This window comes from Enterococcus mediterraneensis (assembly GCF_900604485.1).
Lineage (GTDB): Bacteria > Bacillota > Bacilli > Lactobacillales > Enterococcaceae > Enterococcus_C > Enterococcus_C mediterraneensis.
The window spans coordinates 5001-26992 of record NZ_UWOP01000001.1 but is presented as its reverse complement, the minus strand read 5'-3'; the positions used below and the strand labels follow the sequence as shown (position 1 = coordinate 26992).

General features: G+C 41.1%; 21 protein-coding genes and 1 other annotated feature (1 of these 22 only partly in view). Of the genes, 1 reads left to right on the top strand and 20 read right to left on the bottom strand.

The window, feature by feature from the left end; translation table 11 throughout:
- Positions 1–126: 126 nt before the first annotated feature.
- The 15 genes from EFB00_RS00130 to EFB00_RS00055 all read right to left on the bottom strand — a co-directional run bounded on the left by EFB00_RS00130 (position 127) and on the right by EFB00_RS00055 (position 16360).
- Positions 127–2013 (bottom strand): endonuclease MutS2, encoded by a 1887-nt coding sequence (locus EFB00_RS00130; RefSeq protein WP_122644918.1) that lies wholly within the window; start codon positions 2011–2013, stop codon positions 127–129.
- Between the two features lie 279 nt (positions 2014–2292).
- Positions 2293–2922 carry an endonuclease III domain-containing protein gene (locus EFB00_RS00125; RefSeq protein ID WP_206423447.1) on the bottom strand — a complete coding sequence of 210 codons (630 nt, stop codon included), beginning with the start codon at positions 2920–2922 and terminating at the stop codon, positions 2293–2295.
- A gap of 478 nt (positions 2923–3400) precedes the next feature.
- Positions 3401–3847: a hypothetical protein gene (locus tag EFB00_RS00115; protein ID WP_122644915.1), complete on the bottom strand. Its 447-nt coding sequence runs from the start codon at positions 3845–3847 to the stop codon at positions 3401–3403.
- Between the two features lie 64 nt (positions 3848–3911).
- A complete protein-coding gene (locus tag EFB00_RS00110) occupies positions 3912–4850 on the bottom strand; it encodes an ABC transporter ATP-binding protein (RefSeq protein ID WP_122644914.1) in 939 nt (312 codons plus the stop codon).
- Between the two features lie 326 nt (positions 4851–5176).
- Positions 5177–6532, bottom strand: coding sequence for a TrkH family potassium uptake protein (locus tag EFB00_RS00105; RefSeq protein WP_122644913.1), 1356 nt, complete (start codon positions 6530–6532; stop codon positions 5177–5179).
- Positions 6533–6746: 214 nt separating this feature from the next.
- Positions 6747–7388, bottom strand: a complete 642-nt coding sequence (locus EFB00_RS00100; protein ID WP_122644912.1) for a V-type ATP synthase subunit D — start codon at positions 7386–7388, stop codon at positions 6747–6749.
- 1 nt (position 7389) lies between these two features.
- Entirely contained in the window at positions 7390–8772 is a 1383-nt protein-coding gene (locus EFB00_RS00095; RefSeq protein WP_122644911.1) for a V-type ATP synthase subunit B, read from the bottom strand.
- Positions 8765–10546, bottom strand: coding sequence for a V-type ATP synthase subunit A (locus EFB00_RS00090; RefSeq protein ID WP_122644910.1), 1782 nt, complete (start codon positions 10544–10546; stop codon positions 8765–8767). Before EFB00_RS00090 ends, EFB00_RS00095 begins: the two co-directional genes overlap by 8 nt.
- A gap of 16 nt (positions 10547–10562) precedes the next feature.
- A complete protein-coding gene (locus EFB00_RS00085) occupies positions 10563–10877 on the bottom strand; it encodes a V-type ATP synthase subunit F (RefSeq protein ID WP_122644909.1) in 315 nt (104 codons plus the stop codon).
- Positions 10867–11859: a V-type ATPase subunit gene (locus EFB00_RS00080; protein WP_122644908.1), complete on the bottom strand. Its 993-nt coding sequence runs from the start codon at positions 11857–11859 to the stop codon at positions 10867–10869. Before EFB00_RS00080 ends, EFB00_RS00085 begins: the two co-directional genes overlap by 11 nt.
- A 10-nt stretch (positions 11860–11869) precedes the next feature.
- Positions 11870–12457 (bottom strand): hypothetical protein, encoded by a 588-nt coding sequence (locus EFB00_RS00075; RefSeq protein ID WP_122644907.1) that lies wholly within the window; start codon positions 12455–12457, stop codon positions 11870–11872.
- Between the two features lie 20 nt (positions 12458–12477).
- A complete protein-coding gene (locus tag EFB00_RS00070; RefSeq protein ID WP_122644906.1) occupies positions 12478–12948 on the bottom strand; it encodes a V-type ATP synthase subunit K in 471 nt (156 codons plus the stop codon).
- Positions 12945–14924, bottom strand: a complete 1980-nt coding sequence (locus EFB00_RS00065; RefSeq protein WP_122644905.1) for a V-type ATP synthase subunit I — start codon at positions 14922–14924, stop codon at positions 12945–12947. Before EFB00_RS00065 ends, EFB00_RS00070 begins: the two co-directional genes overlap by 4 nt.
- Complete coding sequence (locus tag EFB00_RS00060) at positions 14914–15234, bottom strand: hypothetical protein (RefSeq protein ID WP_122644904.1); 321 nt, start codon at positions 15232–15234, stop codon at positions 14914–14916. Before EFB00_RS00060 ends, EFB00_RS00065 begins: the two co-directional genes overlap by 11 nt.
- A 77-nt stretch (positions 15235–15311) precedes the next feature.
- Positions 15312–15360 (bottom strand) — a sequence feature (sodium ion sensor (DUF1646 type); this cis-regulatory element may regulate processes involved in with the transportation of sodium ions).
- A 370-nt stretch (positions 15361–15730) separates the two neighbouring features.
- Positions 15731–16360, bottom strand: coding sequence for a thermonuclease family protein (locus EFB00_RS00055; RefSeq protein WP_241153380.1), 630 nt, complete (start codon positions 16358–16360; stop codon positions 15731–15733).
- A gap of 253 nt (positions 16361–16613) precedes the next feature.
- Here EFB00_RS00055 and EFB00_RS00050 point away from each other — a divergent pair, with 253 nt between their 5' ends.
- Positions 16614–17963, top strand: coding sequence for an amino acid permease (locus tag EFB00_RS00050; protein ID WP_122644902.1), 1350 nt, complete (start codon positions 16614–16616; stop codon positions 17961–17963).
- A 62-nt stretch (positions 17964–18025) separates the two neighbouring features.
- On the opposite strand, the gene EFB00_RS00045 is transcribed toward EFB00_RS00050, so the two are convergent.
- From EFB00_RS00045 to EFB00_RS00025, 5 genes are all read right to left on the bottom strand, one after another.
- Positions 18026–18751: a class I SAM-dependent methyltransferase gene (locus EFB00_RS00045; RefSeq protein ID WP_164709403.1), complete on the bottom strand. Its 726-nt coding sequence runs from the start codon at positions 18749–18751 to the stop codon at positions 18026–18028.
- A complete protein-coding gene (locus EFB00_RS00040; protein WP_122644900.1) occupies positions 18744–19748 on the bottom strand; it encodes a zinc-binding alcohol dehydrogenase family protein in 1005 nt (334 codons plus the stop codon). Before EFB00_RS00040 ends, EFB00_RS00045 begins: the two co-directional genes overlap by 8 nt.
- Before the next feature lie 28 nt (positions 19749–19776).
- Positions 19777–20763 carry a hypothetical protein gene (locus EFB00_RS00035; RefSeq protein WP_241153379.1) on the bottom strand — a complete coding sequence of 329 codons (987 nt, stop codon included), beginning with the start codon at positions 20761–20763 and terminating at the stop codon, positions 19777–19779.
- Entirely contained in the window at positions 20756–21607 is an 852-nt protein-coding gene (locus EFB00_RS00030; protein WP_122644899.1) for a viral A-type inclusion protein, read from the bottom strand. The genes EFB00_RS00035 and EFB00_RS00030 overlap by 8 nt, the downstream gene beginning before the upstream one ends.
- A gap of 148 nt (positions 21608–21755) precedes the next feature.
- Positions 21756–21992, bottom strand: partial view of a DUF1002 domain-containing protein gene (locus tag EFB00_RS00025; RefSeq protein WP_122644898.1) — the end only. It continues 816 nt past the right edge of the window; the window shows 237 of its 1053 coding nt (coding positions 817–1053); its start codon lies beyond the right edge, outside the window; the stop codon is at positions 21756–21758.

Genomic DNA, 21992 nt, shown 5'->3' with positions numbered 1-21992 from the left:
TGTTTGTGAAGAGTAAAATAAAAGAAAAATCCTCCTCCTAGATCTGCATCATCCATAGTACAGACCTAAGAAGAGGAAAGGATGTTTTCAATATTTTAACGCATCATCGCACTTGTTTGGTGATTCTTATTTCGCCCGTCTCTCCTCCGCCATTTTCCGTAGTTTTTTCTGGGCTTTTTTAGAACCGCGTTCAATATCTCGGTTGAATTTTCGTTCATGAAAATCCGTGAAGAGACTTTCCAGATCATAATTTGCCGGATACAACTGTGTATGGGGTGTGACGAGTGATAATCGCCGCAAAGGGATCTCGTTCATCTCTTTGTCAAAAACAAGAGCTGTTTGCTGGTCTTTCATTTCGTAAAAAAGACCATAGCCATGTTCAGCAGAAAAAACACGATCGCCTTTATGGAATTCTATCTCACTAGAGGGTGCTTTTTTCGTTTTTTCTGAGAATTTAAATACCTGTTTTTTTGTATCATAGGATTTTCTCTGCAGGTATTCCTTTGCCTGTCGGATCACTTTCGGATCGATTTTCATCTTATCAGCGATCCAAAACGCATTGCTGTCGCCAACTTGATTCATCAGTAAGCGATACTTCGGTGTCAATGTCTCCCCATCAAAAGCCATCGCCGCTGTTACAAAATCATCATGAGCCAATGCAAAGTCTTTGATTTCTCCATAATGGGTAGTAGCAATGATCAGCGCTCCTTTTTGATACATTGCCTCCATCAATGCGATTCCTAAAGATGCGCCTTCTTTCGGCTCCGTGCCGCTGCCGATCTCATCTAGTAAAACGAGGGAGTGCTTTTTGACCTTCGCCAATATCTGAGAAATGTTTTGCATATGTCCGGAAAAAGTACTCAAGGCATTTTCTAGACTTTGCTGATCTCCGATATCGATGAACAAATCTCTAAAAATCGGGATCTGTGTATTCCCTCCATTTTCAACAAACAGACCGAACATCGTGATTAGGCAAGTCAGCGCTACTGTTTTTAACACGATCGTTTTTCCGCCGGCATTCGGTCCAGTAATGATCAGACCGCGGGCATCTTCACCTAGCGTTAAAGACAGCGGGACCGCTGAAAAACCTAGTAACGGATGCTTGACTTGATCCAAGACCAATGTATCGTCTTCTCTGACACGAACAGGTACGCCGTTGATAGAACGGCTATACTTTCCTCTGGCAAAGATCATATCCAGTTCTACGATGACTTCTTTGCAATAGGTGATGCGTGGCAGTTCTTCTGCGATCATTCCTGTCAAAGACGCTAATATTTGATAGATCTCGCCGATCTCTTCAGCTTTTGCCAGCTGAAGCTGATCATTCAGTTTGCGGACTCCTTCCGGTTCGACAAAGACAGTGGTCCCCTTATTCGAGCGCTCAATGATCTGACCTTTGACTTTTGATTGGAATTCGCTTTTGACAGGCAATGTATAGCGATCATCTTTTTTTACTACAAAACGTTCTTGCAAATACATTTGAGTAGTAGCGTTCTTGAGATATTTATTGAAACTTTTTTCGATATCGCTCTCTAATTTTTGGATCTTTCCGCGGATCTTGCGTAGTGTACGAGAGCTTTCTGAGCGGACAGTATTTCCGGCAATCGATGTCGTGACCGCTTCAATGATTCCTTTGAAATCTTCCAGATCCGCAGTATATCTTGATAATACGGGGACTTGGAATTTATTTTTTTCAAACAACTGCTTAATCAAACGAATGGAACGTAAAAAGTCGCTGTATTCCATCAGCTCATTAGCTTCCAAGATCATCCCTTTTTCTACTTTATCTGTCAGCTGTTTGATTTTTTTGATTCCCATAAAAGGAACATGCTGATTGGAAGCTAGGAGTGCCATCGCTTCACCAGTTTCCCGCAGACGTTTTTCTACTGTTTGGAAATTCAAGGAAGGTTCACGTTGTTCTAATAAATATTTTGCTTCATCACTGATAGCAAACTTGATTACTTCATTTTTGATTATTGTAAATTCTGTTTCTTGATATAGTTTTGTGTCCATGTAAGGGTCCTTTCTGTAATATAGACACCTGTTCCTGGAAGGTTAAAAACTCGTATATTCAACAAAAAAAGGCGATAGTCAGCCTATCACCTTAAAAGTCAGTTTATCACAATCGACAGGTATCTATAGGCATACCAAATAAACATCTGAATTTGTCTATTTGGATTCAATTGCTTGATTAGATACCTAGCACACTCACAAAACATACCTCTTTCAATTTAAACGAGTTTTTTCCTTAAAAATAGTATAGCTTAAATCTCCACAAAAGAAAAGAGACAGTTAATGATTTATTTCATATAAAAAACTTTGCTGCCAAGTAGTGGGGGATTTCAAGAAAATTTTCCCAAATTCATCGATCAGCCCATGAAACTCTTGTGCTTCCGCTAATGTAAATTCTGAAAGATCTACTTGCTGATGTAATTGCCGATAATTTGTTGCTGTCGACCAGCCTAAATAGGTAAATAGGCGCTGAGCATATTTATCAGCGATGAACACTTTTTCATCAAAAACATACAAAAGCAAGACATCTGCTGTCTCTTCTCCGATCCCCCGCAGACTCAACAACTGCTTGCGGAGTTCTGTGCCATAGACTTTTTTTATTCTATCAAAAGAAAAATCAAATTCTTGGAACCAAGCGAAAAATTCAAAGATCGCTCGACCTTTATTTGTATAGAATCCGCTTGGCCGAATCGCTTCGATGATATCCGCTTGAGTCAAAGCCGCAATTTTTTCAGGATGAAGTTGCGTCAACAACCGCAGATTCTGCAGCGACTTAGCAGCGTTTTGCCAGTTGGTATTTTGAACGAGGATCGCGCCAAGGACGATCTCGCTTTTACTTTCTGCCGGCCACCAGCCTTGCGGACCCATCTGCCGATACATCGTTTGAAATAGATGATAGACATCCCCCATGATCTTTCTCCTTTTATTTATGATATAAAATAAACCAAATTCTAAATCTGTTTTGCTTTTCTAGTCCAAATAAACAGCATAATAAAAAAGCTGACTAGTGAGATCACAGATAAATAACTAATAGAAAACAACTGACTAATGTGAAAATATCCTAGTTGAAGAGACAAACCGATTTGCCTCATATAATTATTTCTAATAGTAACAGGAACATCCTTAAAAACCATATCTACAGCTTCTTGACACAGCGCCTCCCTAAACAGAGAAGCTGTATGGATAAACGGTAAAACAGTAATAACATTTCTAACTGTCTCTGTTAATGTGGTAATAGGGACGTATAGTCCGTTGGCGAACCCGATGAATGTACCCACGAGTAAACTGACGCCTGAATATGTTCTTGAGGTACGAATGATTGAACAGACAGCACCCATAAAAAGCGCACTGAACATTGATGAAAATAGGATAAGCAATACTGTAGTCCCTATCTGATTAAGTGAAAAAAATATCCTGTAGCGAAAAAAATACCAAAACCGTAAAACAGCAAAGATATCCCGCTAATTAGAACACCCACAATCCAAGAAGACAACACGCTCGCTAATGGGTACTCCCAAGGTTTTAACGGCGAACTGCGAAAATCCATCATAATATGTGTTTCCCAATCACTTACCATAGTACCATAAGCTCCTAAAACGCTTGTCATGGATGTCACAGAAAGCAGTCCTGATAAAATCATACTATGTACAAGGTACGAAACCTCTTTTTGCCCTACTAAACCATTCGTCTGTTCAAGAATCATGGTGACTTGATTCTTGGCTAAAAATAGAAAATACAATACAATGACGACGATTGCTCCCAACAGCGAATAAAAGACAGCCATCTTATCGCTATAATAAAGCTTGATGAATCGGTAAATCAGCTTTTTATTCATTTGATCTCTCCTTATAATGATGATGAACCTCAGATAATACTACTACTTAACTAATCTTAGTGAATTAGTTTATTTTTCTTTCCGACTTATCCTTAGTACTCTCTAGTTGCTTGGTTATATTAAGAAAAACGTCATCCATGTTTCCTCTCAACACCTCGAATCCATCAAACTCGTTTCTATTGTCAGCAAGGATGCCCAATATCTTATCGTAGGTCAAATTTTGGATGAGAATTACGTCATTCTCTTCGAACGCTTGGTAGTGTTCATTTAATAATCGAGGGAGTAATTGAGGCGTTGGATGGTATAATCTAACACTAGTTGTACTAAAAGAAGCTCGCAGATTATCAGGCGTGTCAAGGGCAACCAAGCGACCTTGATCAATAATAGCTATTTTATCTGATTGGGCAGCTTCTTCCATATAATGGGTCGTTAGAAAAACAGTCATTGATAGACGTTTTTGCAAGTCTTTAATTGTTTGCCAAAGTATTTTCCTCGACAATGGATCAAGTCCAGCAGTTGGTTCATCCAAAAATAAAATCCGAGGCTGATTTATCAGAGCCCGAACAATATCTGCCCGTCGTTTTTGTCCTCCTGAAAGCTTTCCATATTGTTGAGATAAAAACTCATTTATTTGAATCAAATCAGATAAATAATCGATTCGATTTTTTAACTCTTTGTCTGATAATTGATAAAAACTACCTCTAATAAGCAAATTATCAAGAACTGTAAGTTTTTCATCTAATAGCCCCCTCTGAAAAACCGAGCCGATAATACTTCTTATCTCAGCGTCATTTTGCCCAATTTCTAAACCATTGATTTTTACGGTACCGGTATCTTTTTGAACTAACGTCGTTAAAATATCAATAGTCGTTGATTTGCCGGCGCCGTTCGGTCCTAAAAAACTAAAGAAGGCTCCTTCCTCAACCGCAAAAGACAAATCGTTAATAGCCTTCTTCTTTCCATAGCTTTTTGATAAATGCTGAACCTCAATTATTGATTCCATCTTCTCCTCCTTAAAATTTGATAAGCTGCCAGTCTGATTTGATTTAAACAAACAAGTTCACACTTTTTTCTATACGTTTCACAAAACATTTTGCCGCCATAATGATATTTAAATTCCGCATTAACTTTTATTGGCTTATTAACTTCAAATCGTTTTTTGTCCAAATGCCTGAGTAATGTTGTCATAACACAAAAACGCTTTCAATTATAAAGGAAAGCACAAAGGCATTTTTTGCTCCTTGTATATCTTAAAAAGCATAACTCTTAAAAAAATCTCCACCGCTGTCAGCAAACTGTCTTTCAGCTTCGTGGAGACTTTTTAAAATATTAACCAATCATGATCGATTCTTCTGGATACTTGATAGACGGCTCCTGCTGTCTACCTTTGGTTATCAATGAGAAGACGACTGTTAAGATACCGACTCTTCCGATGAACATTAGACAGATAATGACCAGTTTACCGATCATTGTCAGATCAGGTGTCAGCCCCATCGTCAAACCAACCGTTCCAAACGCCGATACGACTTCAAACACGATATATTCCAAGCCTAAACGATGAACATTTGGGATCGATTCTGTCACAGATAAAATCATCGTTGCCACGATACATAATGACAATGTAATAAAAAATAGTGTCAAGGATCTTGAAACGACTGCATTGCGCAGAGTCCTGCCGGCAAATTCTGCCCGTGTCCGGCCTTTAAAAATACTTTTGACCTGTATCAGCAGCACACCAAATGTCGTTGTTTTCAAACCACCGGCAGTTGAACCGGATGTTCCCCCGATGAACATCAAAATAATCGTCAGGATCAAACCAGCGTGTGTCATTTGAAAGTAGTCGATCGAAAAATATCCGGCTGTCCTTGGAGTCACTGCCATAAACATCGTATTGAAGAAACGTTCGATCACATTTCCTTCTGCCAATAGCGCAGCGTTTCGTTCCGTCAATGTAAAACCCAGTGTCCCAAAAATCAGCAGGCCTAATGTAACTGTCAGAGCGATCCGACTGTGCAGCGTGAATTTCCGCCGTTTTCGATAATTGAGCAGATCAGACCATACTAAAAAGCCCAGACCGCCGGAAATGATCAGCAGCATCACAATACTTAGCACCCACGGATTTTTCTGAAACCCGACCAAGCTATCGCCGAACAAATCGAAACCTGCATTACAGAAACTGGAGATCGCATGGAAAAGGCTGAACCAGGTTCCTTTCGCCCATCCAAATCGAGGAACAAAATCAACCATCAGCAGCGCCATCCCGATCAACTGAATAGCAACAGCGATTTTTATGATATATCGCATCAGATAGACACCGCCGCTCATCTGATCCATATTCAAAGATTCCTGTAAAACGATGCGTGTTTTCAGCCCGATTTTTTTACGGGATAAAAAGAAAAACAGGACCGGAAGCGAAATCCAGCCAAGTCCGCCGACTTCGATCATAACCAAGATCACCGATTGCCCAAAAAGATTCCAATGCTCTGCGGTAGTCAGGGTGGTAAGTCCTGTAACACATGTCGCTGACGTTGCTGTAAACAATGCGTCAATAAATGGCGTCGCTTCACCGGATTGACTGGAAATAGGCAAACTCAGCAAAACAGCTCCCAATAAGATGACCCCGGCAAATCCAAACGTGATCATCTGAGGTGCTGATAAAGCCAATTTGCTGTAACGTTTTTTCATTCTTTAAAAGCCTCTCAATTTTTATTTATTCTTTGCTAATCTCTTTATTATAAGCATAAATGAAAAGCTCTGCATAGTAAAGAAACTCCACGAAATTCACGTTTTTTACAAAAAGAAAATACCCGAAAATAGATATCTTGATGGCTTGTTTGCCGCAAGACTCACACTTCTATAAAAGAAGCTCTCTACATTCGGGTATTATGTTGACTGAAGTCTAAACTTCCGCCTCTTTATTCATGTTCTTGATTTTGATCATCCGTGTTACTTCGGAACGTTCGTTTTCTTCCAGCTTCATTCGGATATAGTAGATGGTCTCTTCTAATTCCGGAATCGTCATATATTCCAAAGCATTGACTCGCCGGCGTGTCTTTTCGATTTCTCCTGCCATTAATTGACAAGTTTTTTCGATTTCTGTCAATTCCAAAAGCTTCGGTAAGACCGCTGTAAAACGCACGATGGAATTGTCTAAAGGAACATTGGAGTTTAAATAGCCGTATTCAATAGGTGTTTCGATGACTTCTTCATCATAGTGGAAATTCATGACAGGGACTTCCACACTCATGATGTTTTTTTTCGATACATCCAAATCAACACGGGCAGAAGGCAAAATAAACAGCTCTTCGATAAAGGACTCATTCAAGGTGACATTCGCCAAGCGAAACGCCCGCATCGCACCTTCCATCATTTTTTCGACTTCTTTGCGCATCTTGTCATTTTTTTTGACCAGCAGGATAAATTGCCGCATCAGCTCGTCTTGTTTATCTTTTAATAATTTATGCCCTCTTTTAGCAGTAGTTAGTTGTCTTTTTAAACGAGCAAGTTCCATTCGTGTGGGATTGACGTTTAATTTTGCCATACTACTCTACCCCTTTGCTAGGTAAAAACTCATCGATCATATCATCTTTGATCCGCTTCAATTCTGTTCGCGGCAGAATACTCAATAGCTGCCACCCTAGATCCAGCGTTTCTTCGATGGAACGATTGGTCTGATAGCCTTGATTGACGTATTCTTCTTCAAAGCGCTCCGCGAATTTTGCATAGATCTTGTCGACATCAGATAACGCCGAATCCCCTAACACGACAGCCAATTCCTTTGCTTGTTTCCCCTGCGCATAAGCAGAGAACAGCTGATTCATAGTTGCCGCATGGTCTTTACGGGTCTTGCCTTCACCAGTCCCTTTGTCTTTCAGACGTGACAATGACGGCAACACATCGATTGGCGGCTGGATCCCGCTTTTATATAGATCACGAGACAAGATGATCTGTCCTTCCGTGATATATCCTGTCAAGTCAGGGATTGGATGAGTCTTATCATCTTCCGGCATCGTTAAAATCGGAATCTGAGTCACAGAACCTTTTAACCCGCGAATCCGTCCTGCACGTTCGTACAAGGTTGCCAAGTTGGTATATAGATACCCAGGATACCCACGACGGCCTGGAACTTCACGACGAGCGGCGGAGATTTCCCGCAACGCTTCACAGTAGTTGGTCATGTCCGTCATGATGACCAGAACGTGCATGCCTTTTTCATAAGCTAAGTATTCAGCGGCGGTCAATGCCATCCGCGGTGTCGCGATCCGTTCGATAGCCGGATCATTGGCCAAATTCATGAATACGACAGAACGATCGATAGCTCCGGTTTTTCGGAAGTCTTCCATGAAATATTCCGCTTCTTCAAAAGTGATTCCGATACCGGCAAACACTACCGCAAAATCATCGTCCGTATTCAAAACCGCCGCTTGACGAGCGATCTGTGCCGCTAGTTCTTTATGGGGCAGTCCAGAACCAGAAAAGACCGGTAATTTTTGTCCCCGAACTAACGTATTCAAATGATCAATAGAAGAGATACCTGTTTGGATGAATTCATCCGGATAATCACGGGCCATCGGATTGATAGCTTCCCCGTTGATATCCAGCATTTTTTCCGGCAAAATCTCCGGTCCGTTGTCTTTAGGACGACCCAAACCATCAAAGACTCGCCCGATCATATCTTCTGAAACACCCAGCTCTAACGGATGTCCCAAAAATCGTACTGCGGAATCCCGCAGATTGATGCCGCCAGTTCCTTCAAAGATCTGAACTAACGCTTTGTCTTGCTGAATTTCTAAAACTTGTCCTTTTCGCAGTTCGCCGTTTTGCATACGAACTTCGATCAACTCTTCATATTTAACACCGGATACTTTTTCGACAGCCATCAGCGGGCCGACAACTTCGCCGATCGTTTTGTATTCTTTAATCATTTGTCATGCCCCCTTCTTGGATGATGTCTTTGATTGTTGTTTTGATCTCCTGCTGCACTGCTGTGATCTTATCCAACTCTTCTTCTGGAACGTATTTCATACGAGCGATCTTGTCTCGCAGGATGACTGTTCCTTTCATGATTTCTTCTAAATAAGATCCTAGTTCTAACGCATTAGTAGCTTCTTTACCAAACGTTACGATATTGTTCAGCATGTGGAATTGTTTCTCACGGGAAGTGAAGGTATCGACATCGTCAAAAGCATTTTGTTGCAAGTAGTCTTCACGGATCGATTTTGTCACTTCTAACAGTAACTGATCTTTTTCAGAAAGAGAATCAATACCGACTAAACGCACGATTTCATTTAATTCTGATTCTTTTTGCAGCATCCGCATCGCTTCCGTTACTAAACTCGACCATTCCACTTGAAGCTGTTGATCCAAATAATTACCGACTTCTGATTCATATAAGGAATAACTCTTCAGCCAGTCGATTGATGGAAAATGCCGTTGCTGTGCCAACGTTGAGTCCAATCCCCAGAATACTTTGACTACCCTCAGTGTATTTTGAGTGACCGGTTCAGAGATATCGCCCCCTGAAGGTGACACGGCACTGATGGCAGTGATACTGCCTTCTCGATGATCTGAACCAAGAGTGATGACTTTGCCGGCACGCTCATAGTATTCGGCTAAACGACTGCCTAAGTAAGCAGGATAGCCTTCATCTCCCGGCATTTCTTCTAAACGACCGGACATTTCCCGCAGCGCTTCTGCCCAGCGTGAAGTGGAATCCGCCATGATCGCCACCGAATAGCCCATATCTCGGAAATATTCAGCGATGGTGATCCCAGTATAGATGGACGCTTCCCGCGCCGCTACCGGCATATTGGAGGTGTTGGCGATCAAGATCGTCCGTTCCATCAATGGTTCACCGGTATTTGGATCGATCAATTCAGGAAATTCGTTCATAACATCCGTCATCTCGTTGCCTCGTTCCCCGCAACCGACATAAACCACAAGATCTACATCCGCCCACTTGGCGATCTGGTGCTGAACGACTGTTTTTCCGGCGCCAAAAGGTCCCGGTACTGCCGCCGCACCGCCTTTAGTCACTGGGAAAAAGGTATCGATCACTCGTTGTCCAGTGATCATCGGCGCATCAGGATTCATTTTTTCTTTTACAGGACGCGCCCGCCGTACCGGCCATTTTTGCAGCATCGCAAAGGATTTTTCGCCATTATCGGTTTCGATCGTATAAACTGGTTCATCGATCGTAAATTCTCCTGCTTCGATGTTGCTGATTTTTCCAGAGATGCCGGCTGGTACCATGATCTTATGAGTGATCAGCTTGGTTTCTTGCACAGTACCTACGATATCTCCGCCAGAAACAGCATCTCCTGTTTGCATCGCTGGTTGGAAGGTCCATTTTTTTTCATGATCTAATGCAGGAAGCTGAACGCCCCGCAGCAAAAAATTACTTTTTGTCTGTTCCATAAATTTGTCTAACGGACGTTGGATCCCGTCAAACATTTGTGAGATGATCCCCGGTGCCAACTCGACAGAAAGAGCTTCACCTGTCGAACGGACCGGCTCTCCTGGTCCAATGCCGGAGGTCTCTTCATATACTTGGATCGAAGCAACATCTCCTCGCATTTCGATGATTTCGCCAATGACACCAAGATCTCCGACATAACAGATGTCTTGGATACTTGCATGTCCCATATTTTCAGCCATAACTAACGGGCCTGAAACTTTGATAATATTTCCAATTTGCACGTTTTCGAGCTCCTTCCTACAAGATATTTTGTCCGACTGCTTTTTCAACATTATTTTGGATCGCTTGTGAGCCGATTCCTAACGCACCATCATGATTTGGGATCAAGACGATCGCTGGTGTCAATGCTGAATGGTATCGTTCAATCTGATCTTGTATCCATTGCGCACATGGTTCAGTAATATAGATGACGCCAAATTCTTCTTTGATCATTTCGTTGAACGCTTGTTCGACAGTTTTTTTGTCGATACCGTATCTAACGGTAAAGCCGAATAATTTAAAAGGCAGGATGGACTCTTTATCGCCGATGACTCCGATTTTATTATACGTCATAGGTTCTTCGCATCCTCTCTTTGATTTGTTCAGGGGTAAAGCCGCTGCGTTTGCCTACGATGATCAAACGCAGATTTTTGGTTTCGATATCTTTGGCATTCAAAAATGCTAATAAAGGCAGTGGGCCAAAAGCTTTCGTTTGTGCCCCTTCCACAATATCTGTCAAGTGATCATCTTTGATCAGATCTAATCTAGCAAAATCGATCTCTTCTCCTTCGATTGCCGGACGAATCAGACTGCCGTAGTCACTTGTTAATAGAAACTGTTTGAACTGTTCCAGATCTTGTCCCGCAAAACTCATGAAAGTTTCTTTTGGGATGCTGCCGGAACTGGAAAGAACAGCCGCCATAAATCCTTGCGTCCGCTTTTGCAGCAAACAACGCAACGCAGTGATGATATTGGTCAGATCGATGAAAGTGATGATCTCTTCTAAAAGCTCTGGATATCCTAGTTTTTCTCCCAATCTCCGCTGTTCTTTCAAAAAGCGCCGATCATAGATCACGTCGATTCCTTGAAGAATGTTAGATTCTTCAATGTGTTCTCGAACTTCTTGGATACTTTTCACGACTTTTTCCGGAAGGATCTCGGACTTGCCGGTTTGGATGGCACTTTTCAAGTCTTCTAGCGAATAAAAGCCGTCCGGTAAAAAGAGATAGTCATAGTTTTCACCGGCGATTTCTGCTTTCGTCAACACTTTCAGGTTATGAAATGTATAGCGCATCGTATAGATCCAAATAACATCCGGTTCAGGCGCCATTTCTAATAATTCCTCATAGGTGCTCAACAGTTCTTGATTCAAAGACTGCTCAAATGTCAGTTGGAAATTTTCCTTCATATATTTGCCGTAAACAGTTGGAGCCAGCAATGTTTCGATTTGCTTAAAATCTGCGGCTGCTAGCTGTTCAAAAAGTTCCGGTTTCAGCAACTCGTTTTCCTTCAAACGGATAAAGGGATTGATCGTATGATACAATTCACTGCTCATGTCATCCCTCCTAATCAAATAATTGACGTGTGATTTCGTTTCCTGCTTGAGCGCGGACTTCTGTCAGGAGATCGCGATATAAGAAATTGTACTGCACACCTTGATCATCAACGATGAATCCTTTGTTTTGATCAGCTGTTTTTCCGCCTAGACGGATATTATAAGGCAGCTCTTTGCTTACTTGCCGCAACCATTCTTCTGTAAAAATATTTTCCGGCATCCCGCCGCCTGCCAACAGTGTGACATCCCGCTCAACCGGCAATGCTTTGAGACATTTCTCCGCAAAATCCCGAGTCTCATCTGTCGTCCATCCACTCATCAGCTCGTAAGCTTCATCAAACAATCGATCCAAATAGCCTTGTTTTTCCACCAACGTTTCTTGGCGAACTTCAACTTGTTGACGTGATCGTAATTGCTTGTATTTATTTTTTGTTGTCTGCAATTGTTTTTCCAACAGCTTTTGATGTTCCTGTTCCGCTGTTTTTAATTGCTGTGCCATGGTTGTATCGATTTTTTGCACGTTTTCTTTTTCATATAGGGCACGTTCTTCTAGTGCGTGTTCATTGATCTGTTCAATGATTTTATCAATCGCATCCATTGATTTTCCTCCAGTAGTGACTAAATGCTGCCTAACAGTAAGAATGAAATAACGAAGCCTAAAATCGCGTACATCTCAACCATTACCGCGTACATAACTCCTTTGAAAAAGTGTTCTGGTTTTTTCGCCAAAATCTGGATACCTGCTGCCGCAACTTTTCCTTGATAGATCCCAGACAGTAAACCAGTGAAAGCCACCGGTAGAGAAGCACCTAAGTATGCAAGTCCATCAATCATCGTCAAGTCGCGAGACAAACTACCGAAAATCATCGCTGCGATCGCAAAACCATATAAACCTTGAGTACCTGGTAAAAGCTGCAAGATCAAAGATTGTCCGAATTTTTCTGGTTGGCTGGTGGTCAATGCTGCAGCTGCTTCACCAGTCATTCCCACTCCTTTAGCTGAACCGATACCAGAAAGGATCGTTGCGATCCCCATTCCTAAAATCGCTAAGATGAATCCGCCTTGATTTTCGATTAAATACTGTGTCATTTATCTTTTCCTCCATTTTCTTCTTCAAAATTCATGTATTTTTCTTCTGGCTTGAACGTCCGGAATGGCCGTCCGCCGCCAGTATAAAACTTGCCGAAAAACTCAACATATTGCAAACGTGCCGCATGGACATAAGCCCCCAGCAGAGATAAGAAAATATTCAATCCCTGTAAAACGATCAGTAAAATGATCCCCACAGAAAATCGTGCCACAGGCGGCATAAAACCAACCAGCATGTTGAATGCTGCGGCGATACTTCCGCCAGAGATCCCTAATGCCATCAAACGGCTATAACTGACAAAGTCACCTACATACCCTGTGATGCCGTAAAGGTTATACAATCCCATGAAGAACCCGCCGACTTTTGATTCGGATTGAACGACTGGTATAAAGACGATCAGCAATGCATTGAATGCCGCTAAGCCAATCCCGATATACATCAATATATCTGAGTGAACTACCATCGCTCCTACAACTGCGATCAAGATCCCTATCAAGATACCCTGCCAAGAAAAGCCTTCACCAACAGCAGATATATAGTCTTTGCGTTTGATATTTTCTTTCGCTGCCAAAAACAGACCGGTAAATATCTGCAATCCGCCGAAAACCATCGAGATAGCAAAAATCGCCATAAAATCTCTTGAAGGAAGCAAGAGATGGAACGGTAATGAAGCCCCGAAGATACTGCCGTAGATCAATCCCCAGATAATAGTTGGGATCGACAGCATTTGAAACAGCCGCATAAATTGCTGGATGCCTCTAGGAAGCGTCATTACTTTCAAGGCCGCCGTCGTCACCAACAGCATCACCGCACCATACCCGGTATCAGCTACCATCATTCCGAAAAAGATCAAATAAAAAGGCATCATCCATGGTGTCGGATCGATCTCTTCATATTTGGGCAGACTGTACATTCCAGTCAACTGCTCAAAAGGTTGGACCCATTTATTGTTATGGAGCTTTGTAGGTATTCTATTTTCTGCGATCTCTTCTGGTGTTGGATCTTCAAAACTTAAATAAACTTCTCCGTCTGGAAATTCCTTATTGATTCGCTGAGTTACTTTAGCCGCATCAGCTTCGGGGATCCACCCGCGGATCACTGCCAGATATTTAGAATGGAGTGAACCTTGTTTGGCGATCTCGCGATTTTGTTTTGCCAGCAGGACCTCTTCTGCCAACTGCAGATCTGCTACCAGCGCTTTTTTCTCGCCGATTTGTTTTGCTAATTGTTTTCGCTCTTTTGCCAGCTCACTCAATTTTTGTTTCGCATCCGCAAGAACTTTCTTAGGCATCTCATCATAAGGAAAGGTTTCGATCTTCACTCCGAATCGCTGCAAGATTTGTTGCACGTTCTCTTGCTCTTCATTCAGAAATACTAATGCAAAGGTCATTTCCTTTGCTTGAGTATTCAAGATCTCAAAATAAAAGTCTTCATTTTCTAAAAGGACACTTCTCAATTCTTCCCACTGATTATTGGCGACCGAACCAAAAAGATAGGAGGTTGTTTTCAATTTAAATGCTTTGGGGTCGATATCGAGACTTTGCCAATCTGTCCCCCAACTCTCAGCCCCCAAATATTCTTTTTCTTGTTGTCGGTTTCGATCCCAACGTTCTTTCAGGTGCATGATTTCATCCAGAGTAGCTTGCAAACGTTGCTCATCAAACTTTTTTTCCAGTTCGGACAGTGTCGCCACTTTTCGTTTTAAGCTTACAACTTTTTGTTTGGCATCTCCGTGATCTGTTACAAAATGGATGCATTCATCAATGGAGGCCAACAACTGCTCATAATGGCGGCTGTCCCCATTTTCCAATAAACTTCCTTCGGGAAAATATTTTGCGATCCATTCCTGATTCTCTTCATTATTTAACAGATCTTCAATTTCGATTTTCTGGGTTCCTTGGATAACTTGCAGGATTTTTTCTTGTTGATCTTTTTCGGCAATTATCGATAACTTCTTTAAAGAACTAACTGCCATATGTTTGCTTCACCCTTTCTAAAATCTCTCGAACGATTCGTTCATGCCTGTCTTCATATTGTTGATGATACATTTTCTTCATCTGTTCCGATTCTTTGAGGAGCAATGTTTTTTCTTGTTCTAACTGCGATTGTTCTTTTTGCTCCTCATCTTTGATCTGCTGAACCCGTTTATTTTTCAACTCATCAACAAATGCTTGGATTTCCAAGTCTTTACGAACTTGGTAATCTTTGACTTTTGCGATTGTTTCTTGACGCTTCTTTTCGTTGTCGAGTTCTGCTTGATGAATCCGGTCTAAAGCTTCCTTCAAAATCTCTCCTCCTTTACAAAAAAAACGCACCTCATTTTTTCAAAGTACGCTTGGATTAAAGGGCACTTCAAAAAGTGTTCTTCTCACCCCTTGAAGAACGCAATCCTTGAAGTCTTTCACTCAACCCTTTTTTTATTATTAAATTGTCTACTAGTATATGATAACAAATTAAAAAAATAAAATCCATATAAAAAAACTATTTTTTTCGTTGTTTTCCGCAAAACGCAAGAAAAATTTACAAATAGCTATCTATCATAAAATAACTTTTAATAACTAAATTAAAGACTATTGATACAAATGTCTACCTATTACCAATGGAAAATAAATCAAGAAAGGACATAACAATATATTCGTGCTTCCAAAAGTCTTTTCAGTTGCTTCATTTTTGACCGGTTATCTATCGCCCGCGTTATATCAACGAATATTCATAAAAAGATTTTTAAAAGATTTTTAACCGCACGGTGTTCTCGCCTGTTTTTATTTTGTCGAGTATCCCTCATCGCTGATTATACTGGTAATACCCAGCGTGAGTTTCTGTTACATAATCGCTCATGCTCCAAACACCTACTTTCTGTTCTTGGGCTTTTTTCTGCGCCGCCAGCAATTCATCCAGATAACTATCTCCGCCGCTGTTGACATAGCGTACTATGGCAAGTCCTTCAGAAAGCAATTTATCTTGCAATAGCTGATCATCGACATACACATAAGCAAGAAAACGATCATACCGATCTTTAGGTTCTCCCTTATCAAAAACAAGACTGACATTTCCTTTAGATAACTGCTGCTTCGTATAATTACTTGCTTCTTTCCCATATGGTTGTACCGCAACACCTTTTTTCACACTCTCTGGGGTATCTACCATTAACAGTCGCAGCTTATACTCTTTTCCATTCGCAGTAAAAGCAAAGGTATCTCCATCGACATTGCGGATCGCATTTACTTCGATCTTCTCAAAACGGGGAGGATCACTTAGATCCACTTCATTGATGTGATACTTCGCAGATTGTTGCTGAACTTCTTGTGAAACTTCTGATTGCGGTTGATTGAATTGCGGTAAAAATTGCACCCCTGCCACAATTATTAACAACAAAATACCGCTAAGTGTCCATTTTTGTTTTTTTACCAAAACGATGCTCCTATCTAATAAGAATGAGGTTATTCCCTCACTTCTATATAATGCATGATGCTTCAATCCTAAAGCAATTTCATGCTATCATTTTCTGCCATATTTGCCAAATAATTAAATGAGAGGCGCCAAATAATTCTGAAAATTTCCTAAAAATTGACTCATTCGATGTTGAAAAATTCTGAAAATTCAACTATTATTTTCTTTGTCTTATCACAGGCATTTTATTCAGTGATAAATAAGGAGAAACTTTATGGAAAATAAATTACAAAAAAAATTACATTCACGGCATGTGACGATGTTAGCCCTCGGTGGAGCGATCGGCGCCGGATTATTCAAAGGCAGCGGTGAAGCCATCAGTTTAGCCGGTCCTTCCGTTTTATTAGCTTTTCTTTTAGGCGGGTTATTACTGTACAGTATCATGACTTCTGCGGGTACACTGGCAATGGAAAACACTCATGCTGGAAGTTTATCAGAAATCGTTGAACCTTATCTCGGCAGATTTTCCGCTTACTTTACAGATTGGCTTTACTGGACACTTTGGATGATCAATGTGATTACTGAAGCAGTAGCAGCTGCCAGCTTTATCCAGTTATGGTTTCCTGATATTCCTGCATGGATATTTATTTTAGGCATATCATTGTTGACAACGCTGATTAATTTCTTATCCGTTAAGATCTTTGCCGAAACAGAATTTTGGCTGACCGTCGGGAAAATCAGTGTCGTAGTTTTATTGATCGCTTTTGCCGGCTTTCTAGTGGTTCAGCAGATTTTTGATATCGGCTTTTTACCAACGATGCATACTATGACCGCTCATGGCGGATTTTTCCCTCATAAATTACACGGTCTGTTCAATTCGTTGCTGCTGGTCATCTATTCTTATGGCGGGACGGAACTGATCATTATCGCGATGGGAGAAACCGAAGATCCTAAACGCTCGATCCCTAAAGCGATCCATAGCGTGATTTTCCGGATCATCGCTTTTTACATCATTCCAATGTTTTTATTGCTGATCATCTATCCTTGGCAAGAACTAGCTAATTCTTCCGCATCACCTTTTGTCATGGTCTTTGAAAAAATGAACATTCCTTTTGCAAGCGACCTGGTCAATTTAGTGATCATTTTAGCGCTGTTTTCATCTATCAACTCAGGGATCTACGCTTCTTCGCGTATTTTGCATCTGCAGTTGTCAAAATCAAAACGTTTTGCAAAACAAATGAAGCTGAATAAGCATGGCGTTCCTAATCGTGCTGTTATGGTTTCTACGGCGACTTTATACATTGGTGTCTTGTTGTCTTATGTATTCGGCGAAAAGCTCTTCAGCTACCTAGTAGGGACTCTTTCCTACACTGTCTTGATGATCTGGGTGATCCTTTGTTTAGCTTATTTCAACTATTTGCGGAAAAATGCTGTTTCAAAAATGAAACTGGCGATCAATCTGATCACACTGGGTTTTCTCGCTGGAATCTTCGTTGCTATCTTTGCTTCCAATACTCCGGCAGTCACGATCGTCACCGCTATTATCTACGGTTTGATCGTTGGTTCGTATTTCATTACTAATAAAAAGACTGCTCTTCAATTGGAGTCGCAAAAAATCTCCTAAACAAAAAGGATTCTGTTATCTAAAGACTGTTCTAAGCCGGCCTGTGATAACAGAATCCTTTTTTAAAATTTTTCCCAAAAAAGCAGTTCAAAGACATAATGTCGATGATTGATAGCCGTCTCGTCTTGGAAAAGAGTATCGATTTGTTCAGATAGTTCTTTTTCTGTAAGGTATTCTTGAAAATATTCCCGGAAAAACGCCTGTGTAATCACTTCTTCCTCATGATAAGAAAACCGCTGAGTAGAAAAAGCTGCATTTTTTTCCTTCAAAACATCTTGATAGACAGCCATTAGATCATTTTCCGCTACCATACCCAGCCGTTTTTCCAGCGGGGTAAACAATGATTCTTCCTCTTTCACTGTCCGTAAAATCAGACACCATTTTGAACTGATCCGATTGATTTCAATCAGTTCAGCAGCTTCAATCACCGGATTCATGGCAGAAAAAACTATAGAAAAAGCATTACCTTTCGTCGCTGAAAAAAATTGGGCTTGATCCATGCGTACCAGCCGTAATTTTTCATCCGTTGTTTTCTGAGCGGCGTATTCCAACATCTTTTGAGAGATATCTACTAACGTGTACCTATCCACTTGTGGCAAGAGAGCATTGATATATCTGCCCGCACCACCAGCCAAATCCAAGAAATCAGTCGTCGGTAAGATTCCTCGGTTTTCTAAAAAGACATTCACATCCTCTGCGATGGGAAAAACGGATTCTTCTTGAATCAAATGATACTCCTCCGCAAATCCGTCCCAAAACTCCTGGATATCGGCTAACTCATCATTCATGGAAACCACCTGATAAAACGATTTTCCCAAAATGGCCCTCATCGACTAATTTTAGGCCCGCAAGCAAATTTTCTTTAGAAATCCCGTCACTGAAGTTTCGCGCTAACGTTGTCTGCAGTTTCCCCGCATCAATCAATTCGGCGATCCGCCCTAAAATATTTCCTTGTGTTTCATCATCGTAAAAATCAGTTTTAGCAAACGCATATTCCCAATCAAACGAGACACTGAGATTTTTCAAAGGATTAAGATCCAAGGCTTCTTTGGTGTTGACGATCGTACCGATATGCCCTAACGGCCTGATCAGCTCATCCAGTTGATCAATGTAGAAAGTTATATCGTAGAAACAGGCGATAAAATCAAATTTCAGTCCATCAGGAAGCTGATCCTTCAAAGGCTGATGATAATCTAAACAATGAACAGCTCCATTACGCTGCAGCCAGTCAAAGTTTTCAGGACTTGAAGTTGCATATACCTCCAGACCGTTCCAACTTGCCAGTTGGCTTGCGATCGATCCTACGCCGCCTGCACCATTGATGATCAAAATAGTTTTTCCCGTATTTGCCGCTTCTTCTGGGTTTAAGCCAAACCTTTCAAAAAACAATTCCCACGCAGTTAACGAAGTTAGAGGCAGTGCCGCACTTTCAGCTGCGGACAATGAGCGGGGCGCTTTCGCCGCCAAACGCTCATCAACTAGCTGATACCGTTGAAAACTGCCAGCTCGCTGGGTAGTTCCCATATAATAGACCAACTGATCGATCATGTCTGGCGTAACTTCACTGCCGATTGCGACGACTTTCCCTACTGCGTCAAAGCCTAAGATCTTAGACTGTCCATCTGTCAGCTTTTGCCGCAATTTCAAATCGATCGGGTTCAGTGCTGTTGCCAAAACCTCTACTAACAAGTCGTGCTCGCCCAATTCAGGAACGTCCTGAGTATCCGTCACGATCGCTTCTTCTAATGATGATTTGCTTGTAAAACTCACTATACTATTTTTCATTGTATCCACCTGCCTTTTCCGATTTCTTCTAGCTGTTGCGAACCATCAAAGGTACTAAAAATGGATAGCTGGTGAAGAAATCAAGGATCGAACGCTTCCGTTGTTCTGAGTTGATAAACAGATTGGTATGTCCATCTTCCTGACTGGAAATCTCGATTTTCTGATTTTGATCCAGCAATACTTCATACACATCATTGCCTTTTTTCTCAAAATCAAACAATCGGTTCTCCATTGTCGTGATAAAAATATCGTCCAAAACAGCTTCCTCCAGCGGAAATTCACTTTCCAAATCGACTGCCAGTGGACTTGTGTTATCCAAAAGGCTGGGCTGTACAGAAAACCCAAGTTCTCGAAAATGATTCAAAAGCAAGTTCAGATCAAAGTTCACCAACGAAAGCTGATCTTTTGAGAAAACTTTTTCCGTATGCCATAAACGGATCAATTCCAGTACTTGTTCATCATTCACTTCTACTTCCATAGTTTCCGGAACCACTCGGATCAAAGGCATAAAAGCAGTCTCGAACCGCTGATCAATAGGAGCGATCTTGAAGCTGAACTCCAACGCGTTTTCCGCATTCAGATGGTAACGGATCAAGAAGTGTTTGGTTTCCCAAATATCATAGGCAGCATCTGCTGGTTTTAATCCTACGCTCGTTAAAGGTTTCATCAACTCATAGGAGAAATATTCCAGCAATGTCTTTTTAGCAATCGTAGAGATATTTTCTTCAGTCAGGATCAATGATTTATATTTAGATAGCAATTCATCGAAATCTGCTTCCATCAAAGACTTGCGCAAGCGCAGATCTGCCAATTCATTTTCTGCCACTTCGATCAAGCGTACGATTTCTTGGTGATCATTGTCTTTTGTTTGATAATATTCCTCAACTACAGGTGTTTCAGTCTCCACAGCTTCTTCTGCAAGCATCTCTGTTTCATCGACAACGATTTGTTGTTCTGTTGAAGAGTCATCCACTGATACAAGATCGTTTTTTTCTTTTTCCATCTCATTATTCATCAGTATCCGCTCCTTCCAAATAATTATCCAAGAAATCCTTCAACTGTCGCCGCATCTCTTCCATACTGCCAAAGTAGCGGTCGATCAAGCGAAACTCTTTTCCGACAATGGCACGTTTTAAACGCATGCGAACATGTTCTTGCTGCAGGTATTCCTTTTCTTGGCCAGCTCTTGACTGATTTTCAACAAACGGCAGCCATTCAGCCTTCTTCGCTTCTAATTTCTCCCGCTGATCATTGATTTCCGCCAGCTCTTCATCCACTTTTCCACGATTGAAAAAGCCCTTGGTATTTTCGATCGCTGTCTCTTTTTGTTTCAATTCTTTGATTTTTTCATCTAATTTGGCGATCTCTGATTGAGCCGCTATTTCTTTGGCTGACAGCTCATCCATCTGACGTTCAATGGATTCCACAATGTCTTCTTTCTCGTTGAATCGCGCCCATTCCCGGTCAACAGCCGGTATCACAAAAATCTCAGGGATGCTGGCATCGATCCCGATCGTTGCTCGTTCACGATAGTATTCTCCGATTTTATAGTAGTTGATCGTTTCAGATATCTTTTCCAAATGGACCATAAAAGGGAACCGTTCCATAAAATTATCGTGGATTTTTTGGACTAAGAGCTGATCGATCTCATGATGTGCATTTGAAGTTTTTTTGAGCTCTTCATGCAAGCGTCCATTATAGATACGATAAATCTCAGGGATCCGTTCCTCTGTGATCGCTGTTTCAAACGCCTGAAGGTCATGAAGCATTTGAGTGATATTCTTAGAAGCCACTTCTTTGATAGCATCAAAAGACGCTTGATCCGTTTCACTCGATTGTTTTTTCTCTTCTGCTTCCATAATTTTACCTCCTTATAAATGTGTCTATGTCTAATTTTATCATTAAATGGAACAAATGTGTTATTTCTGCCCTCTTGCTGTATTGTATAAAAAAACAGGCTTAAACCGCAATGGCTTCGCCCGTTTTTTTACAATAAGATATACTTAATTAATTAAATAATCCCGCAAAAAAGTCTTTGATACTTTGCCAAAGATTTGCAAAGAAACCTTGATTATCTTCTAATGTCCCTTTTAATTTATTGCCAAAATCTCCCAGCTGATCCGTCAGATCATTGACTGTATCTTTAAAGTCACTGCTGATCTTATCCAATTGAGCAATAGATTCTTCATCAAGCACGCCATCGATTTTTTGATATTTTTCTGCTAAAGAGACCAGTTTTTGAGT

Excerpts from the sequence above, each read along its gene's own strand:
- EFB00_RS00130 (WP_122644918.1), bottom strand. The coding sequence starts at position 2,013 with ATGGACACAAAACTATATCAAGAAACAGAATTTACAATAATCAAAAAT.
- EFB00_RS00125 (WP_206423447.1), bottom strand. The coding sequence starts at position 2,922 with ATGGGGGATGTCTATCATCTATTTCAAACGATGTATCGGCAGATGGGT.
- EFB00_RS00115 (WP_122644915.1), bottom strand. The coding sequence starts at position 3,847 with ATGAATAAAAAGCTGATTTACCGATTCATCAAGCTTTATTATAGCGAT.
- EFB00_RS00110 (WP_122644914.1), bottom strand. The coding sequence starts at position 4,850 with ATGGAATCAATAATTGAGGTTCAGCATTTATCAAAAAGCTATGGAAAG.
- EFB00_RS00105 (WP_122644913.1), bottom strand. The coding sequence starts at position 6,532 with ATGAAAAAACGTTACAGCAAATTGGCTTTATCAGCACCTCAGATGATC.
- EFB00_RS00100 (WP_122644912.1), bottom strand. The coding sequence starts at position 7,388 with ATGGCAAAATTAAACGTCAATCCCACACGAATGGAACTTGCTCGTTTA.
- EFB00_RS00095 (WP_122644911.1), bottom strand. The coding sequence starts at position 8,772 with ATGATTAAAGAATACAAAACGATCGGCGAAGTTGTCGGCCCGCTGATG.
- EFB00_RS00085 (WP_122644909.1), bottom strand. The coding sequence starts at position 10,877 with ATGACGTATAATAAAATCGGAGTCATCGGCGATAAAGAGTCCATCCTG.
- EFB00_RS00080 (WP_122644908.1), bottom strand. The coding sequence starts at position 11,859 with ATGAGCAGTGAATTGTATCATACGATCAATCCCTTTATCCGTTTGAAG.
- EFB00_RS00075 (WP_122644907.1), bottom strand. The coding sequence starts at position 12,457 with ATGGATGCGATTGATAAAATCATTGAACAGATCAATGAACACGCACTA.
- EFB00_RS00070 (WP_122644906.1), bottom strand. The coding sequence starts at position 12,948 with ATGACACAGTATTTAATCGAAAATCAAGGCGGATTCATCTTAGCGATT.
- EFB00_RS00065 (WP_122644905.1), bottom strand. The coding sequence starts at position 14,924 with ATGGCAGTTAGTTCTTTAAAGAAGTTATCGATAATTGCCGAAAAAGAT.
- EFB00_RS00050 (WP_122644902.1), top strand. The coding sequence starts at position 16,614 with ATGGAAAATAAATTACAAAAAAAATTACATTCACGGCATGTGACGATG.
- EFB00_RS00045 (WP_164709403.1), bottom strand. The coding sequence starts at position 18,751 with ATGAATGATGAGTTAGCCGATATCCAGGAGTTTTGGGACGGATTTGCG.
- EFB00_RS00040 (WP_122644900.1), bottom strand. The coding sequence starts at position 19,748 with ATGAAAAATAGTATAGTGAGTTTTACAAGCAAATCATCATTAGAAGAA.
- EFB00_RS00035 (WP_241153379.1), bottom strand. The coding sequence starts at position 20,763 with ATGAATAATGAGATGGAAAAAGAAAAAAACGATCTTGTATCAGTGGAT.
- EFB00_RS00030 (WP_122644899.1), bottom strand. The coding sequence starts at position 21,607 with ATGGAAGCAGAAGAGAAAAAACAATCGAGTGAAACGGATCAAGCGTCT.